Source organism: Azospirillum endophyticum (genome assembly GCF_016595245.1).
Lineage (GTDB): Bacteria > Pseudomonadota > Alphaproteobacteria > Azospirillales > Azospirillaceae > Azospirillum > Azospirillum endophyticum.
The window spans coordinates 64,755-84,841 of sequence record NZ_JAENHM010000007.1; the positions used below are offsets into that span (position 1 = coordinate 64,755).

21 protein-coding genes are annotated in these 20,087 nt (G+C 65.1%); 5 read left to right on the forward strand and 16 right to left on the reverse strand.

Features of this window, described 5'->3' with window-relative positions; genetic code table 11:
• Positions 1-149: 149 nt before the first annotated feature.
• The 3 genes from gltX (at position 150) to JHL17_RS01885 (ending at position 3,166) form a co-directional block, all read left to right on the forward strand.
• Entirely contained in the window at positions 150-1,556 is a 1,407-nt protein-coding gene (gltX, locus tag JHL17_RS01875) for a glutamate--tRNA ligase (RefSeq protein ID WP_200190357.1), read from the forward strand.
• Positions 1,557-1,656: 100 nt separating this feature from the next.
• Positions 1,657-2,970 carry a citrate synthase gene (gltA, locus tag JHL17_RS01880; protein WP_200190358.1) on the forward strand — a complete coding sequence of 438 codons (1,314 nt, stop codon included), beginning with the start codon at positions 1,657-1,659 and terminating at the stop codon, positions 2,968-2,970.
• Between the two features lie 22 nt (positions 2,971-2,992).
• Positions 2,993-3,166 (forward strand): hypothetical protein, encoded by a 174-nt coding sequence (locus JHL17_RS01885; protein ID WP_200190359.1) that lies wholly within the window; start codon positions 2,993-2,995, stop codon positions 3,164-3,166.
• Positions 3,167-3,175: 9 nt separating this feature from the next.
• Here the strand turns inward: JHL17_RS01885 and JHL17_RS01890 are convergent, their stop codons facing one another.
• On the reverse strand, positions 3,176-3,535 hold the full coding sequence (locus tag JHL17_RS01890) for a rhodanese-like domain-containing protein (protein ID WP_425599575.1): 360 nt from the start codon (positions 3,533-3,535) through the stop codon (positions 3,176-3,178).
• A 139-nt stretch (positions 3,536-3,674) separates the two neighbouring features.
• Between JHL17_RS01890 and ftrA the strand changes: the two genes are divergently transcribed.
• Positions 3,675-4,667, forward strand: coding sequence for a transcriptional regulator FtrA (gene ftrA, locus JHL17_RS01895; RefSeq protein WP_200190361.1), 993 nt, complete (start codon positions 3,675-3,677; stop codon positions 4,665-4,667).
• Between the two features lie 54 nt (positions 4,668-4,721).
• Here ftrA and gloA read toward each other — a convergent pair whose 3' ends face one another.
• The 15 genes from gloA to rpsB form a co-directional block, all read right to left on the reverse strand.
• A complete protein-coding gene (gene gloA / locus JHL17_RS01900; RefSeq protein WP_200190362.1) occupies positions 4,722-5,117 on the reverse strand; it encodes a lactoylglutathione lyase in 396 nt (131 codons plus the stop codon).
• A complete protein-coding gene (lpxB, locus tag JHL17_RS01905; RefSeq protein ID WP_247893259.1) occupies positions 5,114-6,346 on the reverse strand; it encodes a lipid-A-disaccharide synthase in 1,233 nt (410 codons plus the stop codon). Before lpxB ends, gloA begins: the two co-directional genes overlap by 4 nt.
• Complete coding sequence (locus JHL17_RS01910; RefSeq protein WP_200190363.1) at positions 6,343-7,200, reverse strand: LpxI family protein; 858 nt, start codon at positions 7,198-7,200, stop codon at positions 6,343-6,345. The genes lpxB and JHL17_RS01910 overlap by 4 nt, the downstream gene beginning before the upstream one ends.
• A gap of 12 nt (positions 7,201-7,212) precedes the next feature.
• Positions 7,213-8,007 carry an acyl-ACP--UDP-N-acetylglucosamine O-acyltransferase gene (gene lpxA / locus JHL17_RS01915; protein WP_200190364.1) on the reverse strand — a complete coding sequence of 265 codons (795 nt, stop codon included), beginning with the start codon at positions 8,005-8,007 and terminating at the stop codon, positions 7,213-7,215.
• Positions 8,004-8,486 (reverse strand): 3-hydroxyacyl-ACP dehydratase FabZ, encoded by a 483-nt coding sequence (gene fabZ, locus JHL17_RS01920; protein ID WP_200190365.1) that lies wholly within the window; start codon positions 8,484-8,486, stop codon positions 8,004-8,006. Before fabZ ends, lpxA begins: the two co-directional genes overlap by 4 nt.
• A gap of 212 nt (positions 8,487-8,698) precedes the next feature.
• Complete coding sequence (locus tag JHL17_RS01925; RefSeq protein ID WP_200190366.1) at positions 8,699-9,319, reverse strand: OmpH/Skp family outer membrane protein; 621 nt, start codon at positions 9,317-9,319, stop codon at positions 8,699-8,701.
• Position 9,320: 1 nt separating this feature from the next.
• Entirely contained in the window at positions 9,321-11,660 is a 2,340-nt protein-coding gene (gene bamA / locus JHL17_RS01930; RefSeq protein ID WP_200190367.1) for an outer membrane protein assembly factor BamA, read from the reverse strand.
• 27 nt (positions 11,661-11,687) lie between these two features.
• The gene (gene rseP, locus JHL17_RS01935) at positions 11,688-12,821 is read right to left on the reverse strand and encodes an RIP metalloprotease RseP (protein WP_200190368.1); all 1,134 of its coding nucleotides are present in this window, start codon (positions 12,819-12,821) and stop codon (positions 11,688-11,690) included.
• Positions 12,822-12,857: 36 nt separating this feature from the next.
• A complete protein-coding gene (locus tag JHL17_RS01940) occupies positions 12,858-14,066 on the reverse strand; it encodes a 1-deoxy-D-xylulose-5-phosphate reductoisomerase (protein WP_200190369.1) in 1,209 nt (402 codons plus the stop codon).
• Positions 14,057-14,947, reverse strand: coding sequence for a phosphatidate cytidylyltransferase (locus tag JHL17_RS01945; protein WP_200190370.1), 891 nt, complete (start codon positions 14,945-14,947; stop codon positions 14,057-14,059). Before JHL17_RS01945 ends, JHL17_RS01940 begins: the two co-directional genes overlap by 10 nt.
• On the reverse strand, positions 14,889-15,629 hold the full coding sequence (locus tag JHL17_RS01950) for an isoprenyl transferase (RefSeq protein WP_200190371.1): 741 nt from the start codon (positions 15,627-15,629) through the stop codon (positions 14,889-14,891). The genes JHL17_RS01945 and JHL17_RS01950 overlap by 59 nt, the downstream gene beginning before the upstream one ends.
• Before the next feature lie 6 nt (positions 15,630-15,635).
• On the reverse strand, positions 15,636-16,193 hold the full coding sequence (gene frr, locus JHL17_RS01955) for a ribosome recycling factor (protein WP_200190372.1): 558 nt from the start codon (positions 16,191-16,193) through the stop codon (positions 15,636-15,638).
• A gap of 4 nt (positions 16,194-16,197) precedes the next feature.
• Positions 16,198-16,953, reverse strand: a complete 756-nt coding sequence (gene pyrH / locus JHL17_RS01960) for a UMP kinase (RefSeq protein ID WP_200190373.1) — start codon at positions 16,951-16,953, stop codon at positions 16,198-16,200.
• A gap of 66 nt (positions 16,954-17,019) precedes the next feature.
• A complete protein-coding gene (gene tsf / locus JHL17_RS01965) occupies positions 17,020-17,952 on the reverse strand; it encodes a translation elongation factor Ts (protein WP_200190374.1) in 933 nt (310 codons plus the stop codon).
• Between the two features lie 149 nt (positions 17,953-18,101).
• Positions 18,102-18,884 (reverse strand): 30S ribosomal protein S2, encoded by a 783-nt coding sequence (gene rpsB / locus JHL17_RS01970; protein WP_200190375.1) that lies wholly within the window; start codon positions 18,882-18,884, stop codon positions 18,102-18,104.
• A 409-nt stretch (positions 18,885-19,293) separates the two neighbouring features.
• Here rpsB and JHL17_RS01975 point away from each other — a divergent pair, with 409 nt between their 5' ends.
• Positions 19,294-20,076: an EcsC family protein gene (locus JHL17_RS01975; RefSeq protein WP_200190376.1), complete on the forward strand. Its 783-nt coding sequence runs from the start codon at positions 19,294-19,296 to the stop codon at positions 20,074-20,076.
• The last annotated feature ends 11 nt before the right edge of the window (positions 20,077-20,087 follow it).

A 20,087-nucleotide genomic window follows, 5' to 3' on the forward strand; every position in this document is an offset into this window, starting at 1 on the left:
GGATTCCCGCCGCAGCAATGCCGCCCGCGTACCTCTCAACAACCGTCCATGCGCGCATCGCATTGCCTCCAAGCCGGGGGGCTGTGTTAAACCTCGGTGTCGAACCACCGGCGCATCATACCAGCGCCGAACCGGAAATTGAGAGACCGATGACCGTCGTCACCCGCTTCGCTCCGTCGCCGACCGGCTTTCTGCACATCGGCGGTGGCCGCACCGCCCTGTTCAACTGGCTGTACGCCCGCAACACCGGCGGCAAGTTCCTGCTGCGGATCGAAGACACCGACCGGCAACGCTCGACCCAGGCGGCGGTGGACGCCATCATCGACGGACTGCAGTGGCTGGGCCTGGATTGGGACGGCGACGGCGTGAGCCAGTTCGAGCGCAAGGACCGCCATGCCGAGGTGGCCCACCAGATGATCGCCGCTGGCAAGGCCTACCGCTGCTATTGCAGTCCGGAAGAGCTGGAGGAGATGCGCGCCGCCCAGAAGGCCGCCGGACAGCCGATGCGCTATGACGGCCGCTGGCGCGACCGTCCCGAGTCCGACGCCCCTGCCGGCGTGGCGCCGGTGATCCGGTTGAAGGCGCCGCAGGAAGGCCAGACCGTCCTGAACGACCTCGTCCAGGGCGAGGTGACGGTGCAGAACGCCCAACTCGACGACCTGATCCTGCTGCGCGCCGACGGCACGCCCACCTATCTGTTGGCCGTGGTGGTGGACGACCACGACATGGGCGTCACCCATGTGATCCGCGGCGACGACCATCTGACCAACACCTTCCGCCAGATCCAGATCTTCAACTCGATGGGCTGGGACCTGCCGCGCTTCGGCCATATCCCGCTGATCCACGGCCCCGACGGCGCCAAGCTGTCCAAGCGGCATGGCGCACTCGGCGTCGATGCGTATCGGGACATGGGCTACCTGCCGGAAGCGGTTCGCAATTACCTGCTGCGGCTCGGCTGGTCGCACGGCGACGACGAGATCATCTCGACCGAACAGGCGATCGAGTGGTTCAACCTGGAGAGCATCGGCCGCTCGCCGTCGCGCTTCGATTTCGCCAAGCTGGAGAATCTCAACGCCCACTACATGCGGCTGGCCGACGATTCCCGACTGCTCGACCTGGCCGCGCCGCGGTTGGAGGCGGAACTCGGCCGCGCCCTGACCGACGCCGAGCGCGACCTTCTGACGCGGGCGATGAACGGGCTGAAGCAGCGTGCCCGCACGGTGGTCGATCTGGCGCAGAGCGCACGTTTCTACGTGGCGCCGCAGCCGCTCAGCTATGATGAGAAGGCATCCGCCCTGCTGGACGAAAGGGGCCGCGGGCTGTTGAAGGAACTGGCGGCAGCCTTCGCCGCAGAGACCGACTTCACCGCGGCGGCTCTGGAGGCACAGGTCCGCGGCTTCGCCGAGGCGCGGGGCGAGAAGCTGGGCAAGGTGGCGCAACCGCTGCGCGCGGCGCTGACCGGGTCGACGGTGTCGCCGCCGATCTTCGAGGTGGCTGAACTGCTGGGTCGGGAAGCGACGCTTTCTCGCATCCGCGATGCAGCGGGTGCAGCATGATGGTCATTTCCGTGCGTTGCCATCAGGCAGCCATGGAACTATGCTGCGCCGACGAAAAAAGGGCGCCAAGCCCGACCCTCAACGATAAGGACGTGCCGAGATGACCCAGATTGAGGACGGCAAGGATACCGTAACCCTCATCGACAATAAGACGGGCAAGCAGGTCACGATGCCGATCATGCACGGCAGCGTCGGGCCGAGCGTGATCGACATCCGCAAGCTCTACGCCGAGACCGGCTATTTCACCTACGATCCGGGCTTCACCTCCACCGGCAGCTGCGAGTCGGGCATCACCTACATCGATGGCGACGAGGGTGTTCTGCTGCACCGCGGCTACGCCATCGACGAGCTGGCCGAGCATTCGACCTTCCCGGAAGTCTGCTTCCTCCTGCTCAACAATCATCTGCCGACCGCGGTCGAGCGCACGGAATTCGAGAACATCCTGCGCCGTCACTCGATGGTGCATGAGCAGCTGACCAAGTTCTACAGCGGCTTCCGCCGTGACGCCCACCCGATGGCGATCATGTGCGGCGTCGTCGGCGCCCTGTCGGCCTTCTACCACGACTCGCTGGACATCAACGATCCGACCGCGCGCAAGATCGCCGCGCACCGCCTGATCGCCAAGATGCCGACGATCGCTGCGATGGCCTACAAGTACTCGACCGGCCAGCCCTTCATGTATCCGCGCAACGACCTGTCCTACGCGGAGAACTTCCTCTACATGACCTTCGGCACGCCCTGCGAGCCGTTCAAGGTCAACCCGATCCTGTCCAAGGCGATGGACAAGATCTTCATCCTGCACGCCGACCACGAGCAGAACGCTTCGACCTCGACCGTCCGCCTCGCCGGTTCGTCGGGTGCCAACCCGTTCGCCTGCATCGCCGCCGGCATCGCCTCGCTGTGGGGTCCGGCCCATGGCGGTGCGAACGAGGCCGTGCTGAAGATGCTGGAGGAGATCGGCTCGGTCGAGCGCATCCCCGAGTTCGTCCGCCGCGCCAAGGACAAGAACGACAACTTCCGCCTGATGGGCTTCGGCCACCGGGTCTACAAGAACTACGACCCGCGCGCCCAGGTCATGCGCCAGACCTGCCACGAGGTTCTCGGCGAGCTCGGCATCAAGGACGAGCCGCTGCTGGACATCGCGATGGAACTGGAGAAGATCGCCCTGTCGGACGAGTACTTCATCGAGAAGAAGCTCTATCCGAATGTCGATTTCTATTCGGGCATCATCCTGAAGGCGATGGGCTTCCCGACCAGCATGTTCACCGTGCTGTTCGCGCTGGCCCGCACCGTCGGCTGGATCAGCCAGTGGAAGGAGATGATCGAGGACCCGGTGCAGAAGATCGGCCGTCCGCGTCAGCTCTACACCGGCGACGTCAAGCGGCCGTTCGTGCCGCTGGCCGAGCGTGGCTAACCGGCCCACAGCCCATATCGGAATGGGCGGCTCCAACGGAGCCGCCCAGGACCCGACTGCGTACATCGTTCCGGCCCGGCGGGTGCGTCTGCGCCCGCCGGCCAACGACAACCGGGCACCGCTTGGCTGGCGGGTCCGCCGGATGATCGTTTACCTGCTCATCCTGGCCCTGGTTGCCGGAATCGTCTTCATCTGAGGCGACGGTTCAGCTTTCACTTTCCAAAGCGAATCCTTCGTCGATCCAGCCCGCCACGCCGCCGATCATCAGCTTGACCGGCCGCCCGATCCGCGCCAAACGCAGGCCCGCGCGATCCGCCCCGTTGCAGTGCGGACCGGCGCAATAGACCACGAACAGCGTTCCCTCCGGCCATTCCGCCATGCGTCTCTCCGTGATCTTGCCATGCGGCAGATGCAACGCCCCCGGCACATGCCCTCTTGCGTAGGCCGCCGGTCCGCGGACATCCAGCAGGACAAAATCCGGTGCCTCGGACTTCAGGGACTCACACACGTCCCAGCAATCGGTCTCCAGCGACAACCGGCCGGCAAAATGGATCGCCGCCTCCATGGACGGCGCCGCGGGAATTTCGGTAACGAGACTGGCCATAGGATCCTCTCGGCAATCGCCTGACTGGGGGAGATGGCCTTATCATCCCCGTCGCACGTTCGGCTGGAAAGTGGCATGACTGCCAGCTATCGTACAGTTCATGCCAAAAGCCTCGTCCCCGCTGGCCGTCGCTCTCGCCTATGACGGCCTTTGTACCTTCGAGTTCGGCGTCGCCGTCGAGGTGTTTGGCTTGCCGCGCCCGGAACTCGGACCGGATTGGTATCGCTTCGCCGTGGCGGCACTCGATGCCGGTCCGCTGCGTGCCATGGGAGGCATTCGGATCGAAGCAGACGGCGGGCTCGACCTGCTCGACCAAGCCGACGTCATCGTCGTTCCCGGCTGGCGCGGCGCAAGCGAGCCGGTCCCCGATCCCCTGATCGACGCGCTGCGGCTAGCGGAAGCCCGCGGCGCACGCATCCTGTCGATCTGCTCCGGCGCCTTCGTACTCGCGGCCGCCGGACTTCTGAGCGGTCGCCGCGCGACCACGCATTGGCGATATGCTGCGACGCTGGGGAAGCTCTATCCGGATATACGAGTGGTTCCGGACGTGCTGTATGTGGACGAGGGCAATATCCTGACCTCGGCCGGCAGTGCGGCCGGCATCGATCTCTGCCTGCATCTCGTCCGCCGGGACTTCGGACCGGAAGCGGCGAACAGCGTCGCACGCCGCTTGGTGGTCCAGCCCCACCGTGAGGGCGGGCAGGCCCAGTTCATCGAAACCCCGGTCCCCGTCGCCCGCGAAGGCGCCCGTCTGGCCCCGCTGCTCGACCACCTGCGCCAGACGCTGTCGGAGAACCATAGCCTGTCGAGCATGGCGTCCCGAGCCGGCATGAGCCTGCGAACCTTCCTTCGCCGCTTCCAGTCGATGACCGGCACCACCCCCGGGGACTGGCTGCTGATGGAACGGTTGTCACGAGCCCGCGACCTGCTGGAATGCAGCAGCCTCCCGGTGGAGGAGGTGGCGACCCGGGTCGGCTTCGGATCCGCCGCCACCCTGCGGCACCATTTCCGCCTGCGGTTGGGATTGAGCCCGGCAAACTATCGGGCACGCTTCCGTCGCGTGGCGGCGGAGGAGCCTGAGAAAATAAAATGAGGCGCAGCCGATACCGGCCACGCCCCAGTCGAAGACCGGTAGGTCAGCGAAACTCTACTTCCGCTCGATCAATTCGACCTTGTAACCGTCGGGATCTTCGATGAAGGCGATGACGGTGGTGCCATGCTTCATCGGGCCGGGAGGACGCGGGATCTTGACGCCTTCGGACGCCAATTTTTCGCAAGTGCCGTAGATGTCCGGGACGCCGAGCGCGATGTGGCCATAGGCGGTTCCGATCTCGTACGGCTCCTTCTGATCCCAGTTGTGGGTCAGTTCCAGAACGGCCGTGTCGGACTCCTCCCCGTAACCGACGAACGCGAGGGTGAAGCGACCGCCTTCATAGTCGTTGCGGCGCAGGAGCTTCATGCCGAGCAGCCGGGTGTAGAAGTCCAGCGACTTCTCCAGATCCAGCACGCGCAGCATCGTGTGCAACAGTCGGAATTCGCTCATGGTTTCTGTTCTCCCGTTCCAGGTTCGCCCTTTTGGGAGCAGTTCGCTCGCTTCTCCGTGACGACATCGAGGATGGTGCGGGCAGCGCGTTCGCTGGGCGGCGTATCGCCCTGCCCCAGCCAGCGGGCGACCTCGGCGACGCCGTCGATCTGCTCCTGACGCGCCGTGGAGTCATCCAGCAGGCGGCCAAGTTCGGCCGCCAGTCTATCCGGTCGGCAATCCTGCTGCAGCAGTTCCGGCACCAGCATGTCATCGCGCATCAGGTTGACGAGGTTGACATACTTCACCCGGATCAGACGGCGATAGAGTGCGACCGTGATCGGGTTCAGCCGGTAGGCGATGACCGTCGGCAACCGCGCGAGCGCCAGTTCCAGCGCAACGGTGCCCGATGCCGCAAGTGCGACCTCCGCCGCAGCGAAAGCGTCGTATTTTTCCGTGTCGCCTTCCACCATGACGGTTCGAACCGGCCAATCGGCGATGGCAGCCGCAACCCGGTCGCGCACCGTTGCCACCGTCGGCACCACGACAATCAGATTCGGATGAGAGGGGCGCAGCAGGTCGAGAGTCGCGCGGAAGTCGGGCAACAAGCGCGACACCTCGCCTTTTCGACTGCCGGGAAGCACGGCCACGATGCGGTCGGTCGCAGCGATCCCATGACGCAGGCGGAAGCCAGCACCGTCCCCCTGTCCAGCGCCGCCCTCGACGACCGAATGGCCGACGAAGGTGCAGGCAAGCCCTTCCTTCTCGAAGTAGGGCGGCTCGAAGGGAAGCACCGCAAGCAGGTGATCGTAGATGGCCGCGTATTTGGCGGCACGTTTCGGCTTCCAGGCCCAAACGGTCGGCGCGACGTAGTGAATCAAGGGGATGGCGGGATCCGCCGCGCGCACCTTCTTCGCCACGCGCACCGTGAAGCCGGGGGAGTCGATACCGACCACCGCATCGGGGCGCACATGTATGATCTCCGCCACCGTTTGATCGATGCGGCGAATCAGGTTCGGCAGGTGGGGCAGCAGTTCGAAAATCCCGAACAGCGTCAGCTCGGCCATGGGAAAGAGGCTGACGAGCCCCTCCGCCATCATCCGTTCGCCGCCGATACCGACGAAGCGCACCCGGCCGCCGGTCAACCGCTTCGCAGCCGCCATCAGCCGTGCCCCAAGGGCGTCGCCGGACGGCTCGCCGGCGATCAGGAACAGGGTCGGACCATTTTCCGCCATGGCAGGACCATTCATGGCGGGATCTCGATACCGACGACAAACAGGCCGAGGCGGTCCGCCGCCTCCGCCACTCCCGGACGGTCGATCAACAGGCTGCCGCCCGCCTCGACCGCGATGCCGCGCAACCCGGCGGCGGCGGCCCGTTCCACCGTGGTGACGCCCATAGCCGGCAGGTCGATGCGGCGATCCTGTTTAGGCTTCTTCACTTTGACCAGCACCCCGCCGGGACCCGGCCGCGCCAGACCGGCACAGCGTTCGAGCATGGCGTCGGTACCTTCGATCGCCTCGACCGCCAGAACGATTCCCTGCTGAACCACCGCACCCTGACCGACATCGAGCGTACCCATGGTCCGGGCGACCGCGACCGCCCGCGCGATGTCGCGCTCGGCTTCGGCGTCCGGAGCGAAGCGGCCGACCGGACCCGCGACGGTCAGCAGGTCCTTCAGCAGATCATGCAGCCCGACGACGCGAAATCCGTCCTCTTCGACTTCGCGGACCACGGCACGAAGCAAGCCGTCATCACCCAGCGCGCGGGTACCGACGCGGGCGAGGAAACGCGCGGTACGCCAGTCCGGCATGAGTTCGGTGAAGGAAGGGCGTTTCACCGGGCCGGCCAACACGACCTCTCCCACCCCCTCGTCATGCAGGCGGCGCAGGATCGTCCCGGCGGCACCGAAGCGGCTCCAGATATGGGGCAGCCCGGCGACGGTCTCGGGATCAGTGTGTCCGTCGAAGGCGACGATGAAGACCTCACGCCCCTGCCCGCACACAGCGCTGGCGATGCGGGCAGGAAGCGTCCCGCCGCCAGCCAGGATCGCCAGCTTCGGCCCCGCGGGCCTGGATGTGACTGCCTGTGAAGTATCGGCCATCGGCCGGTCGCCTCAGCCTTCGCGCGGCTGACAGAGAGACCGGGCTTCCTTGGCGCGGATGAAGGACAGCACGTCGGAAATCAGCGCACGTTCACCGAAATCCCGTCCAACCCCCTCCACCCGCTCGGCAAAAGTGCCTTCCGGGCCGAACAACATGCGGTATGCGGCGCGCAACGCATGGATGTCGTCCTTCTTGAAGCCGCGGCGCTCCAACCCGACCAGGTTCAAGCCGGCGAGGCGGGCGCGATCGCCCATGACGAGACCGAAGGGAATCACGTCGTTTTCGACGCCCGACATCCCGCCGATCATCGCATGGGAGCCGATGCGAACGAACTGCCGAACCGCCGACAGACCGCCGATGATGACATAGTCCCCCAAGGTGACGTGGCCGCCCAAGGTGGCGTTGTTCGCCATGATGACATGGTCGCCGACGACGCAATCATGCGCCACATGCGACCCCATCATGAATAGCCCGTCATCGCCGACGCGCGTGATCATCCCGCCGCCCTCGGTACCGGGATTCATCGTCACGTGCTCGCGGATCTGATTGCGAGCGCCGATGACCAGTTCCGACGGTTCGCCGTGGAACTTCAAATCCTGCGGGCGGTGGCCGATGGACGCAAAAGGATAGATGACGGTTTCGGTGCCGATGCGGGTACGCCCATCGACCGCCACATGCGAAACCAGCCGAACGCCATCGTCCAGCGTGACGTCGGGACCGACGACGCAGAAGGGGCCGATATCAACCCCCTCCCCGAGCTTGGCCGCGGGATCGACGACGGCGGACGGATGGATGGAGACGGTCATTTTTCGTCCAGGATCATGGCGGAATAGACGGCTTCAGCGACGAGAACGCCGTTGACCTTGGCCTCGCCCTTGAACTTCCAAACGTTGGCGCGTTGCCGCTGCTTGGTGACGTGGATGTGGATGGTGTCTCCAGGCGTGACGGGGCGGCGGAAGCGCGCCTCGTCGACGGTCATGAAATAGACCAGCTTGCCTTCCGCATCCGGACCCAGGGTCGCCACCACCAGCACCGCGGAGGTCTGGGCCATCGCTTCGATGATCAGCACGCCCGGCATGACCGGGCGCGACGGGAAGTGACCCTGGAAGAAGGGCTCGTTGATCGTGACGTTCTTCACGCCGGTGGCGCCTTCGCCCAGCGTCACATCGATCACCCGGTCGATCATCAGGATCGGGTAGCGATGCGGGATCATCTGCATGATCCGCATGATGTCGATGTCGTCGATCTTCTTGCTTTGCGCGTTGTTGTCCGCCGTCACGTCCATTGCCCGGCCGCCCGCCTTTCCACCAACCGATAGAGTTCAGCATTCCCCTTTCCGGGGAATGGGCACCACCGCCCCGATGAGGAACACCGGTGCCTTCTTGTTTGCTCCGCCTTCTTGCCCCATTTCCGCGGCGATCGCAACCGCCGCAGCCCGGAAACGGACAGGGCCGCCACCATCCCCACAGGATGGCGGCGGCCCTGATCAAGCCGGCATCACGGCTTCGGAACGTTCAGGGCAACCTGCGGCAGCTTCTTGTTGACACGCTCCATCACGGCGTCGGTGACATCGAGCTGGGTGTCGACGAGAACGAACTGCTGACGGGCCAGAACGAGGTTGGCGCCGCGTTCGCGGGAAATATCCGCCACGACCTCTACCATCGTCTTGTGAACGACGGCCATCGCCTCGTTCAGGCTGGTCTCCAGCGCCCGCTTGCGGGTCTGGACGGTCTTCTGGACGTCCGCGACCTGCTTTTCGAAATCTCGACGCTTGTTGGCAAGAGCTTCCGGCGACAGGACGGTCTGCTGCTTGCGCAGTTCATCCTCGTTCTTGCGGAGCTTGTCCTCCAGCGCGGAGATTTCCTTCTGATAGGAATCCCGGAGCGATTCAAAGGACTTGGTGATGCCTTTCGATGCGCTGGATTCCTGCATGATCTTCTGCACGTCGATCACGGCAATGACCGGCGCCTTCAGCTCCGCTCCCGGCGCCGGCGCCTCGGCCTTGGGCGCCGACTGGGCCTGGGCCTGGGCGGAGGTCGCGGCAAAAAGGAGACCGGTGGCGGCAACGACCGACAGGACGGCGACGCGGATCGGCGTCTTCGACAGGATGGATTGCATCTTAGAACCTGGTTCCGAAGCTGAAGCGGATGAGCTCTTTTTTGTCGTAGCCTTCCTTGCGGATCGGCAATGCGACATCGAGCCGGATCGGGCCGAACGGCGACTTCCAAGACACGCCGGTGCCGACGGAAACGCGGATGCTCTCGTCATCCTTCACGTTCGGATCGCTGATATCGGCCTTGCCCAACGTACCGACATCGGTGAAGGCATGCCCAAGCAGACCGAACTCCTCCGGCAGGCCGAAGGGGAAGCTCATTTCCACCGAGGCGCGGGCATAGCGGGTGCCGCCGAGCGCATCGCCGGTCGTGATGTCGCGGGGACCGATACCGGCGGTGTTGAAACCGCGCAGCGTATCGCCGCCGATGAAGAAGCGGTCGCCCAGATCGACCTTCTTGCCGAGACCGTGGATGTAACCGATCTCGCCCGTCGTGCTGAGCACCCACTGGTCTTCGCCGAGCGGCAGATAGTAACCACCGGCCAGCTTGTTCCGCAGGAAACGCACCGAACCGCCGAGACCGGCAATGTCGTTGGTCAGCCGGATGAAATAACCCTCGGTCGGCGTCAGCTTGCTGTTGCGGACGTCATAGGTCAGTTCCTGACCGATCAGCGAGGTCATGCGCTCGCCGCGCTGTTCCTGAATGTACTTCGACGCGGTGGTCGGCACTTCCTCGATCAGCGTGTCCTGCAGCTGGTAATAGACGCGCTGGCGCAGGCTCTCGGTCAGCGGATACCCCAGGCGCAAGGCGAAACCGGTATTCTTCTCGTTGAACGAGCTTTCGTCCTGGTAATTGTACCGCGTCCGGAACAGATCGACACCGGCCGACAGATCCCGGTCCATGAAGTACGGCTCCGTGAAGGAGACGTCGTACAACTGGCGCCGACCCGACAGCGTCGCGCCCAGACGCAGGTCCTGACCGCGGCCGAGTAGGTTGCGCTCACGGATCGAGAAGTCACCCAGAGGACCGTCGGAGGTCGAGAAGCCGGCACCGATGGAGATTTCACCGGTGGACTGCTCGGCCACGTCGACGTTCACAACCGTGCGGTCCGGAGCGCTGCTTTCGGACGTGGTGACGTTCACGCGCTCGAAGAAGCCGAGGTCCTTGATGCGCTGCTCGGAACGCTTCAGCTTCGACGAGTTGAAGGGGTCGCCCTCTGACAGCAGCATCTCGCGGCGGATCACCTTGTCGAGCGTGCGGACGTTGCCCGAAATATCGATGCGGTCGACGAAGGTGCGCGGCCCCTCGTTGATCTCGTAGGTGATGTCGATGGTGTGAGTTTCGCGGTTGCGCGAAATCCGCGGCCGGACGTCCACAAAGGCGTATTGCAGGTCGCCGACGGCGTTCGTCAGCTTGGTGATCGTGTCTTCGACCTTCTGGGCGTTGTACCAGTCGCCCTCGGTCGTGTTGACGCTGTCCTGCAGAACCACGGGATCGAGCTGCTTCAGCGAGGTCTTGATGTCGACCTTGCCGAACTTGTAGCGCTCGCCTTCCTCGATGGTGAAGGTGATGAAGAAGTCGGACTTGTCCGGCGTCAGCTCGGCCACCGCCGAAACGACGCGGAAGTCGGCGTAGCCTTCCCTCAGATAGTAGCGACGCAGCAGATCGCGGTCGTAGTTCAGGCGGTCCGGATCGTAGTTGTCATCCGACGACAGGAACCGCCACCAAGCCGTTTCCTTGGTCTGGATGGTCTCGCGCAGCGTCCCGTCCGAGAAATGCTCGTTGCCGATGAAGGTGATGCCGCGCACGCCGGTGCGCACGCCCTCGTTGATCTCGAACACCAGATCGACGCGGTTCTGGTCGAGCTGGATGATCTTCGGTTCCACCGTGGCGCCGAAGCGGCCCTGGCGCCGGTAGATCTCCTGGATGCGCTGGACGTCGGACTGAACCCGGGTGCGCGTGTAGACGACACGGGGACGCAGCTGGATTTCCTTGTCCAGCGTCTCCTTGTCGATGCGCCGGTTCCCCTCGAACGCGATGCGGTTGATGATCGGGTTCTCCGCCACCGTCACCACCAGCGTGTCGCCCTCGCGCTTCAGCACGACATCGGCGAACAGGCCGGTGTTGAACAGCGACTTCAACGACTGGTCGATCCGGTCCGGATCGAACGGGTCGCCGGGCTGGACGGTCAGATAGGAGCGGACCGTGGAGGTTTCGATTCGCTGAGTGCCTTCGACCCGGATGTCGCGCACCGTACCGCCGCTGAAAACCTGGGCGACCATGGACCCGGTCCCCGCCGGCGCCCGCCCGGGCGAGGCGGCGTTTTGGGCGAGGGCGACAGACACCGTCGTCATGGCGCAGCCGGCCAGCAGGCCCGCCACCAGAACTTTGCTCGACACCGGCAAATCACGCTCCCTGGCAAGGGGCTGGTTTTAGGAAACCAGTCCCCGGAAGAAATCGACCACGCGCAATTGAACAAGGTCGTTCCACGTGGCGAAGACCATGAGCGTTAATACCAAGGCCAATCCAATTCGGAAACCGTATTCTTGCGCTCTCGCTCCGAGAGGCCGGCCGAGCAGCTTTTCGATGCCGTAAAAAAGCAGGTGTCCACCGTCCAGCATCGGCACCGGAAACAGGTTGATCAGCCCCAGATTGACCGACAGGAAGGTCATGAACCACACCAGGGGATACCAGCCGGATTGCGCCACCTCGCCCGACATCTGGGCGATGCGCAACGGCCCGCCCAACTCTTCCGTTCCGCGCGATCCTTGGACCATCTGGCCCAGTGCGGTGAAGGTGCCGGTGACCATGCCTGCGACTTCTCGTCCCGCCTGCCAGACTGCGGTCAGCGGGTCATGACGCATCATCCCGACGCTGCCACGGCTGATACCGAGCAACCCGATCTGGTGGGCATTGCCGAGTCGGTCAGTCACGGACTGGGAATCCGGCGTCGCCGTCAGGGTCATCACCCGGCCGTCGCGCTTCAATTCGACGGCCAGGGGCTCTCCCGGACGGATCGAGACGATCTGGCGAATTTCCTCGAATCGCTGCACGCCGGTGCCGTCGACCGACAGGATCAGGTCGCCCGGCTGAATCCCGGCACGCTCCGCCGCACTGCCCGGCTGCACGCCGCCAACGTCCGGCGGAGTGAAGGACTGGCCAGCGGTCATGAACAGCAGAGCCAAGACGACAATGGAGAAGACGAAGTTGGCGATCGGACCGGCCGCGACGATCGCCGCGCGCTGCCCCACCCGCTTGTGGTGGAACGAAACTGCGCGCTCCTCCGGGGACATGGCGGTCAGATGAGCGCCGGGCGTGCTGGCGGGATCGGCATCGCCGAACATCTTGACGTAGCCGCCGAGCGGAAGCGCGCTGAACTTCCAGCGTGTGCCGACCCTGTCGGTGAACCCGAACAATTCCGGTCCGAAGCCGATGGAGAAGGTCTCGATCCGCACGCCGTTGCGGCGCGCGACCAGATAGTGACCAAGCTCGTGCACGAAGACGAGCACGGTGAGGACCAACAGGAAAGCCAGCACCGAAGTCCAGAAACCGCCGATAACGTCCATATCAACCCTTGCGCCTTCCAGCGCCTCGAACGCGGATCATCGGCTGCCAACCGCCGTCGCACCGATGGCCGTCACGCGGCCGGCGGCTTCCCGCCTCGCATCCGCATCGGCCTCCCGCACGGCGGCGAGATCGCGCAGCGGGCGGTGGGGCAACGCCGCCAACGTCTCCTCGACGATGCGTTCGATGTCGAGAAAGCCGATCCGGCGGTCGAGAAACGCCTGAACGGCCACCTCATTGGCGGCACTCAGTATAGTAGGAGCGCCCCCACCGCTTTGCAAGGCGGCCCGGGCCAGCCGAAGTGCCGGGAATCGCACGGGATCCGGCGCTTCGAAGGTCAGCGTCGCCGCCTTGACCAGATCCAGCCGCTCTGCCGGGGTGGCGATGCGCGCGGGCCAGCCGAGGGAGTAGGCGATGGGTGTGCGCATGTCGGGCGTTCCGAGCTGAGCAAGGACCGAACCGTCGACATATTCCACCAGCGAATGAACGACTGACTGCGGGTGGACCAGCACATCGATGCGGTCTTCAGGAATGCCGAACAGGAAATGGGCCTCGATCAACTCAAGTCCCTTGTTCATCATCGTCGCGCTGTCCACGGAAATCTTGGCGCCCATCTCCCAGGTCGGATGGGCCACCGCCTGTTCCCGTGTCGCCGCGGCCATGAACCCGCGGTCCCTGGTGCGGAAGGGGCCGCCGGATGCCGTCAGGATCAGGCGTGCAACGCTGTCGGTGCGTTCGAAGTCGAAAACCTGGTAGATGGCCGAATGCTCGCTGTCGACCGGTAGAAGCGTGGCGCCGTGCGTCTTCACCTCTTCCATCATCAAGGCGCCGGCACAGACCAGCACCTCCTTGTTGGCGAAGGCGACGATGGCGCCCCGGCGGACCGCGGCGAGGGTCGGCTCCAGCCCGGCGGCGCCGACGATGGCGGCCATCACCCAATCGGCCGGACGCTCCGCGGCCGCAGCCACTGCGTCCGAACCGGCGGCGACCTCGATCCCGGAGCCGGACAGCAGATCTTTCAGTTCGGCGTAGGCGGCAGGGTCGGCGACCACGGCCATGCGGGCATTCAGCTGCCGGGCCTGCTGCGCCAACAGGGTGACATTGCGGTTGGCGGTCAGCGCCTCGACCGGAAAGCGCTCGGGATCGCGGGAAACGAGGTCCACGGTCTGCGTTCCGACCGAGCCCGTGGACCCGAGGATCGTCACGCTCCGCGGCGCATCAGGCGCCGCTTCCGCTTTCACCACCATGACAGAACCGTTCCAACAGCCGCGTGGAACAAGGCCAACACCGGGGCTGCGGCTAGTAGCCCATCGATGCGGTCGAGGATGCCGCCATGCCCGGGAATGAGCTGGCCGCTGTCCTTCACATTGTAGCGCCGCTTCAAGGCCGATTCGAACAGGTCACCGGCTTGGCCGACGACAGCGACGGCGGCACCCAAGACCAGGGCGATATCCGGACGCGACGCCCCGAAGGCAAGCGCCACCAGCCAACCGAACAGGGCGGACGACGCCATGCCGCCGATCAGCCCGGCCCAGGTCTTCTTCGGGCTGATTCGCGGCGCGAGCTTTGGGCCGCCGATGCTGCGTCCGGCGGCATAGGCGCCGATATCGGTCGCCCAGATGGCGATGAGCACGAACAGGAAAAGGGAAAGCCCGACGTCCGGCAGATCGCGCAGCCACATCAGGCCGGCCATGCCGACAGCGACATACAAGACGCCGAAGCCCAGCAGCCCCCGGTCGGGGCCGCCGCCGACGACGGCGGTCAGAACGGCGAAGGCTGCCGCAGCCCCCAACGCGGCGGCTGGGCCGGCGGCGAGCTGCACCATCAGCGCGACCACGATGCCGATCGCAGCCATCAGCCGGGCCGGCAGACGCCGGGCGCTGGGGACGATGTTGGTCCATTCGGAAACGGCGACCACCGATCCGAAAGCGATCAGGGCATGGAAGACCCATCCGCCGAGCCAGACGGCACCCAGCACGACCGGCGCCATCACCAGAGCCGACAGGACGCGGACCTTGAGGTCCCCGGCCCTGGACGTGGTTGGCGGCGCGGCGGCGGAAACTGGAGTGTCAGTGGGATCCGGCGGTGGTGGCGCCGAAGCGGCGTTCCCTTCGGTGGAACTCTTCAATCGCCGCCTCCAGATCGCGCTTGGTGAAATCGGGCCACAGGGTGTCCACGAAGACCAGCTCGGTGTAAGCCGCCTGCCAGAGCAGGAAATTGCTGATCCGCTTCTCGCCGCTGGTGCGGATGATCAGGTCGGGGTCGGGAATGTCGGCCGTGTAGAGCCGCGCCGACAGCGCGCTCTCGTCGATGGCCTCCGGCGTCAGGCGACCGGCAGCCACCTCTTCCGCCAAACGGCGGGCAGCCTGGACGATCTCCAGACGGGACCCGTAGCTGAGCGCGACCACCAGGGTCATCACCCGGTTGTCGCGGGTCATATCTTCGGCATTGTCGATCAGCCGGTTGATGTCGGCGGACAGGCGGGACCGGTCGCCGATGACACGCAGGCGGACGCCCCCCCGGTGCAACTCGGCGACTTCGCTGCGCAGGTAGAAGCGCAGCAGACCCATAAGGTCGCTGACCTCCTCTTCCGGCCGACGCCAGTTCTCCGAAGAAAAACTGAAGATCGTCAGAGTGCCGATGCCGAGTTCGCGCGCCGCTTCCACGGTGCGGCGGACAGCGTCCACGCCCTTCTTGTGACCGGCGGTGCGCGGCAGGCCGCGCGCCTTGGCCCAGCGCCCATTGCCATCCATGATGATGGCGACGTGCGTCGGGGCCGTGTTGGACCGGTTGTCGTCCGCGTCGCGCATTCCGGTTCAGACCTGCATGATTTCCTTTTCTTTTTGCGCAAGCGAATCGTCGACCAGCTTGATGTACTGGTCGGTCAACACCTGCACCTTGTCCGACTGGACCTTGTGTTCGTCCTGGGTAATCTCGCTGGCCTTTTCGGCCTTCTTAAGACCGTCCATTCCGTCGCGACGGATGTTGCGAACGGCAACGCGCGCATGCTCGGCGTATTTGTGCGCGACCTTCGCCAGTTCGGCACGGCGCTCCTGCGTCAGGTCGGGTAGCGGAACCCGGATGACCTGGCCTTCGGCCTGCGGGTTCAGGCCCAGGCCGCTGTCGCGGATGGCCTTCTCGACCGCCTTGGCCAAGCCGCGGTCCCATACCTGGACCGAGATCAGGCGCGGCTCCGGAACGGAGACCGTCGCGACCTCGCGCAGGGGCACACGGCTGCCATAGGCCTCGACCGTCACCGGCTCCAGCAGGTTGGAAGAGGCGCGGCCGGTGCGCAGACCGCTGAGTTCCTTGCGAAACGAGTCAAGCGCGCCTTCCATGCGGCGCTTCAGATCCGATAGGTCGGGCGCAGCCACGGGCCTACTCCCTTTCTTCCGTTATGATGGTGTACTTGCCACGGCCCTGCATCACTTCGGCGAAGGCGCCGGGCGTGTGGATCGAGAAGACCAGGATGGGAATATGGTTCTCGCGCGACAGCGCGATCGCCGAAGCGTCCATCACCTGGAGTTCCTTGGTCAGGACGTCCATGTAGGTGAGGCGTTCGTAATGCTCGGCCGTCGGATCCTTCTTCGGATCGGCGGTATAGACGCCGTCGACCTGCGTCCCCTTCAGCAGGCCATCGCAGCCCATCTCCGAAGCGCGGAGCGCCGCGGCGGTGTCGGTGGTGAAGAAGGGGTTGCCGGTACCGGCGGCGAAGATCACCACCCGGCCCTTTTCCATGTGGCGAACGGCGCGGCGCCGGATATAGGGCTCGCAGACCGTCGACATGGGAATGGCCGACTGCACGCGCGTGCTGACGCCCATCCGTTCGAGCGCGCTCTGCATGGAGAGCGCGTTCATCACGGTGGCGAGCATGCCGATATAGTCGGCCGAGGCACGCTCCATGCCGTTCGCCGCACCCTTCACACCCCGGAAGATGTTCCCCCCGCCGATGACCAGACAGACCTGGACGCCGAGACCGATGACCGTCTTCACCTCGTTGGCGATGCGGTTGACCATCTCCGGGTCCAGGCCGTAGTCGCGCTGACCCATCAGCGCTTCGCCCGACACCTTGAGGAGGACCCGCTTGTAGCGGGTGCCCTCGGCCGGTGCGGTGGTCCCGGTGGCTTCGACCATGGGGGGAACGCTCCCTTGCTGTTTCGGAATGCGGCAGACGGACCTAAGCGTTCGACCTTACCGGTCTCAGCCCTGACCACCGGCGGCGGCGGCGACTTCGGCGGCGAAGTCCGACTGGGCCTTCTCGATGCCCTCGCCCAGCGCGAAGCGGGTGAAGCCGGTGACCTTGACCGGAGCGCCGATGTCCTTGGCGGTGTTCTCCACCACCTTGCGGACCTTGGTCTCGCCGTCGATCACGTAGGTCTGCTCCAGCAGGCAGACTTCCTCGTAGAACTTGCGAACGCGGCCCTCGACCATCTTCTCGATGATGTTCTCCGGCTTGCCCGAAGCGCGGGCCTGTTCGGCCAGCACGTTGCGCTCGCGCTCCAGCGAGGAGCTGTCGACATCGGCGATGTCCAGCGCGTCCGGACGGGCGGCGGCGATGTGCATGGCGATCTGCTTGCCCAGCTCGGCGAGCTTGGCGGCGTCGCCGGTCGACTCCAGGGCGACCAGAACGCCGATCTTGCCCAGGCCCGGCGCGATGGCCGAGTGGACGTAGCTGACCACCACGCCGGCCGAGACCGACAGGGTGACGGAGCGGCGCAGGTTCATGTTCTCGCCGACGGTGGCGATCAGGCTGGTCAGCTCGTCCTGGGCGGTGTGCGAGGTGCCCGGATAGGCGGCGGCCTTCAGAGCCTCGACGTCGCCGCCAGTGGCCAGGGCCAGCTCGGCGCACTTGGCGGCGAAAGCCTGGAACTTGTCGTTGCGGGCGACGAAGTCGGTCTCGGCGTTCACCTCGACGACGGCACCCTTGGTGCCGGCGGTGGCGACGGCGACCAGACCCTCGGCGGCGACGCGGCCCGACTTCTTGGCGGCAGCGGCGAGGCCCTTCTTGCGCAGCCAGTCGACGGCGCCCTCGAGGTCGCCCTGCGTCTCGTTCAGCGCCTTCTTGCAGTCCATCATGCCCGCGCCGGTCTTCTCGCGCAGATCCTTGACGAGCGAGGCGGTAATCTCGGCCATGTTGCGCCCTCTTCCTTCCAAGCGATCCGGCAGGCGGATCGGATTGAGTCACAAAGTCAAAACGGGTGGCAACCCATCAAAAAGGCAGCCCATAAAAAAGGCAGCCGGGCCATAGGTCATAAGGCCCGGCTGCCCTTCAACCGTCAGGGTCAGGCCTGGGCGGCGGTCTCGGCGGTCTCTTCTTCCGGCAGCTGCTCGGCCGGGGCATCCTCGGCGGCGCCGACATCGATGCCGGCAGCGCTCATCTCGGCCTGCAGGCCGTCGAGCACCGCGCCGACCGTCAGGTCGCAGTACATCTCGATGGCGCGCAGCGCGTCGTCGTTGCCGGGGATCGGGAAGGCCACGCCGTCCGGATCGGAGTTGCTGTCGAGGACCGCGATGACCGGGATGCCGAGCTTGTTGGCTTCCTTGACCGCGATCGACTCCTTGTTGGTGTCGATGATGAAGATGACGTCCGGCAGGCCGCCCATCTCCTTGATGCCGCCCAACGCACGCTCCAGCTTGTCGCGCTCGCGGGTCAGCTCGAGGATTTCGCGCTTGGTCAGGCCCGAGGTGTCGGCGCCCAGACGCTCTTCCATCTCGCGCAGGCGCTTGATCGACTGGGAGATCGTCTTCCAGTTGGTCAGCATGCCGCCGAGCCAGCGGTGGTTGACGTAGTACTGGCCGCACTTGGCGGCAGCCTCGGCGATCCGCTCCTGAGCCTGGCGCTTGGTGCCGACGAACAGGACGCGACCGCCGCCGGCGACGACGTCACGCACGGCCTGCAGGGCGCGGTGCAGCATCGGGACGGTTTGCTCGAGGTCGATGATGTGCACGCCATTGCGCACGCCGAAGATGTACTGGTTCATCTTCGGGTTCCAGCGGCGGGTGTGGTGACCGAAGTGGACACCGGCTTCCAGCAGCTGGCGCATGGTGAAGGTGGGCATGGTCATGTGGAAAAAATCCCTTTTTCCGGTTGCTCCGCCGCGGGCATTGTCGATAGCGCATGGAAACCATGGCTGAAGACACCGGATCGGGCCATCGGGGTAAAACCGAGGGTCCGCCAGCCCGCGTGAGGTTTTGACGACGGCGCTTACATAGCTCTCTTGCATCACTTTGGCAACAGCGACGCGGAGACGGTGAGTCTTTTTGTCGTTGCGATCCGTTCGCCTTGTTCTCAGCACTCTGGAGCGGACGGATGTTTGGCCTTGCCCACTCCCGTCAAGCCGGGTTTCCCCGGTTCGACCGAGACGATGACGCCGGCAAGGAACCGCGCCATATCCGGAGCGGTTGATCCGTTGGCCGCTTGCAGACCGGCGGTGTAGCGTAACGTAGTCATTGTTATTTCGGTGGACGACTCAGATGACTTTGGATGCAAAAGCCCTGTCCGTGGTGGAAGGCGCCGCAGAGCAATATATGGCGGCGCAGGGGATTCTGATGTCCGCGGTGGCCAAGCTGGGCAGCACCGTCGACGGGGCGATGAATATGTTGCCCGAGAGTATCCGTGGCTCGCTGCACGATTCGCTTCGGTCGGCGCTGGATCGGGCTTTCAAAGTGGCGATCCTGAACATGGATGACGAGACGGGGAAGGAAGCTTCCAAAGGTCTTTACAAGTTGCTGGGGGCAGCGACCGGTGCGGCGGGCGGCTTTTTCGGCGCACCGGGGATTCTGGCGGAATTGCCCGTGACCACCACCGCGATCCTGCGGTCGATTGCCGACGTGGCCCGATCCAAGGGTGCGGATCTGAAAGATCCGGCGGTGCAGCTGGCCTGTCTCCAGGTCTTCGCGTTGGGTGGACCGTTGGACGACGATGACGAGGCGGATGCCCTCTTCGTCGCTTCGCGAGTCGGGGCGAACATCGCCGCGCCGAAGTTTGCCGAAATGATCACGAAAATCGCGAGCCGCTTCGCGATAACGCTGTCGCCCAAGATCGTCGCGCAATCCGTACCGATCGCCGGGGCTGTGGCCGGCGCCGGGCTGAACCTCACCTATATGTCCTTCTACCAATCGATGGCCGCCGTGATGTTCACGCTGAAGCCCGTCGAGGCGGAATTCGGCCAGGAAGCCACCCGACAGAGCTTCATCGATGCGATCAACACCATCAAGGCGAAGAAAGTCACCGGTAAGACGAAAATCTTTCCGTAATTGGAAAAGGC

Excerpts from the sequence above, each read along its gene's own strand:
- gloA (WP_200190362.1), bottom strand. The coding sequence starts at position 5,117 with ATGAGCGAATTCCGACTGTTGCACACGATGCTGCGCGTGCTGGATCTG.
- lpxB (WP_247893259.1), bottom strand. The coding sequence starts at position 6,346 with ATGAATGGTCCTGCCATGGCGGAAAATGGTCCGACCCTGTTCCTGATC.
- rpsB (WP_200190375.1), bottom strand. The coding sequence starts at position 18,884 with ATGACCATGCCCACCTTCACCATGCGCCAGCTGCTGGAAGCCGGTGTC.
- JHL17_RS01940 (WP_200190369.1), bottom strand. The coding sequence starts at position 14,066 with ATGGTGGTGAAAGCGGAAGCGGCGCCTGATGCGCCGCGGAGCGTGACG.
- ftrA (WP_200190361.1), top strand. The coding sequence starts at position 3,675 with ATGCCAAAAGCCTCGTCCCCGCTGGCCGTCGCTCTCGCCTATGACGGC.
- lpxA (WP_200190364.1), bottom strand. The coding sequence starts at position 8,007 with ATGACCGTCTCCATCCATCCGTCCGCCGTCGTCGATCCCGCGGCCAAG.
- JHL17_RS01925 (WP_200190366.1), bottom strand. The coding sequence starts at position 9,319 with ATGCAATCCATCCTGTCGAAGACGCCGATCCGCGTCGCCGTCCTGTCG.
- JHL17_RS01890 (WP_425599575.1), bottom strand. The coding sequence starts at position 3,535 with ATGGAGGCGGCGATCCATTTTGCCGGCCGGTTGTCGCTGGAGACCGAT.
- fabZ (WP_200190365.1), bottom strand. The coding sequence starts at position 8,486 with ATGGACGTGACGGCGGACAACAACGCGCAAAGCAAGAAGATCGACGAC.
- JHL17_RS01975 (WP_200190376.1), top strand. The coding sequence starts at position 19,294 with ATGACTTTGGATGCAAAAGCCCTGTCCGTGGTGGAAGGCGCCGCAGAG.
- gltX (WP_200190357.1), top strand. The coding sequence starts at position 150 with ATGACCGTCGTCACCCGCTTCGCTCCGTCGCCGACCGGCTTTCTGCAC.
- JHL17_RS01885 (WP_200190359.1), top strand. The coding sequence starts at position 2,993 with ATGGGCGGCTCCAACGGAGCCGCCCAGGACCCGACTGCGTACATCGTT.
- pyrH (WP_200190373.1), bottom strand. The coding sequence starts at position 16,953 with ATGGTCGAAGCCACCGGGACCACCGCACCGGCCGAGGGCACCCGCTAC.
- JHL17_RS01950 (WP_200190371.1), bottom strand. The coding sequence starts at position 15,629 with ATGCGCGACGCGGACGACAACCGGTCCAACACGGCCCCGACGCACGTC.
- JHL17_RS01910 (WP_200190363.1), bottom strand. The coding sequence starts at position 7,200 with ATGGCCGATACTTCACAGGCAGTCACATCCAGGCCCGCGGGGCCGAAG.
- tsf (WP_200190374.1), bottom strand. The coding sequence starts at position 17,952 with ATGGCCGAGATTACCGCCTCGCTCGTCAAGGATCTGCGCGAGAAGACC.
- rseP (WP_200190368.1), bottom strand. The coding sequence starts at position 12,821 with ATGGACGTTATCGGCGGTTTCTGGACTTCGGTGCTGGCTTTCCTGTTG.
- gltA (WP_200190358.1), top strand. The coding sequence starts at position 1,657 with ATGACCCAGATTGAGGACGGCAAGGATACCGTAACCCTCATCGACAAT.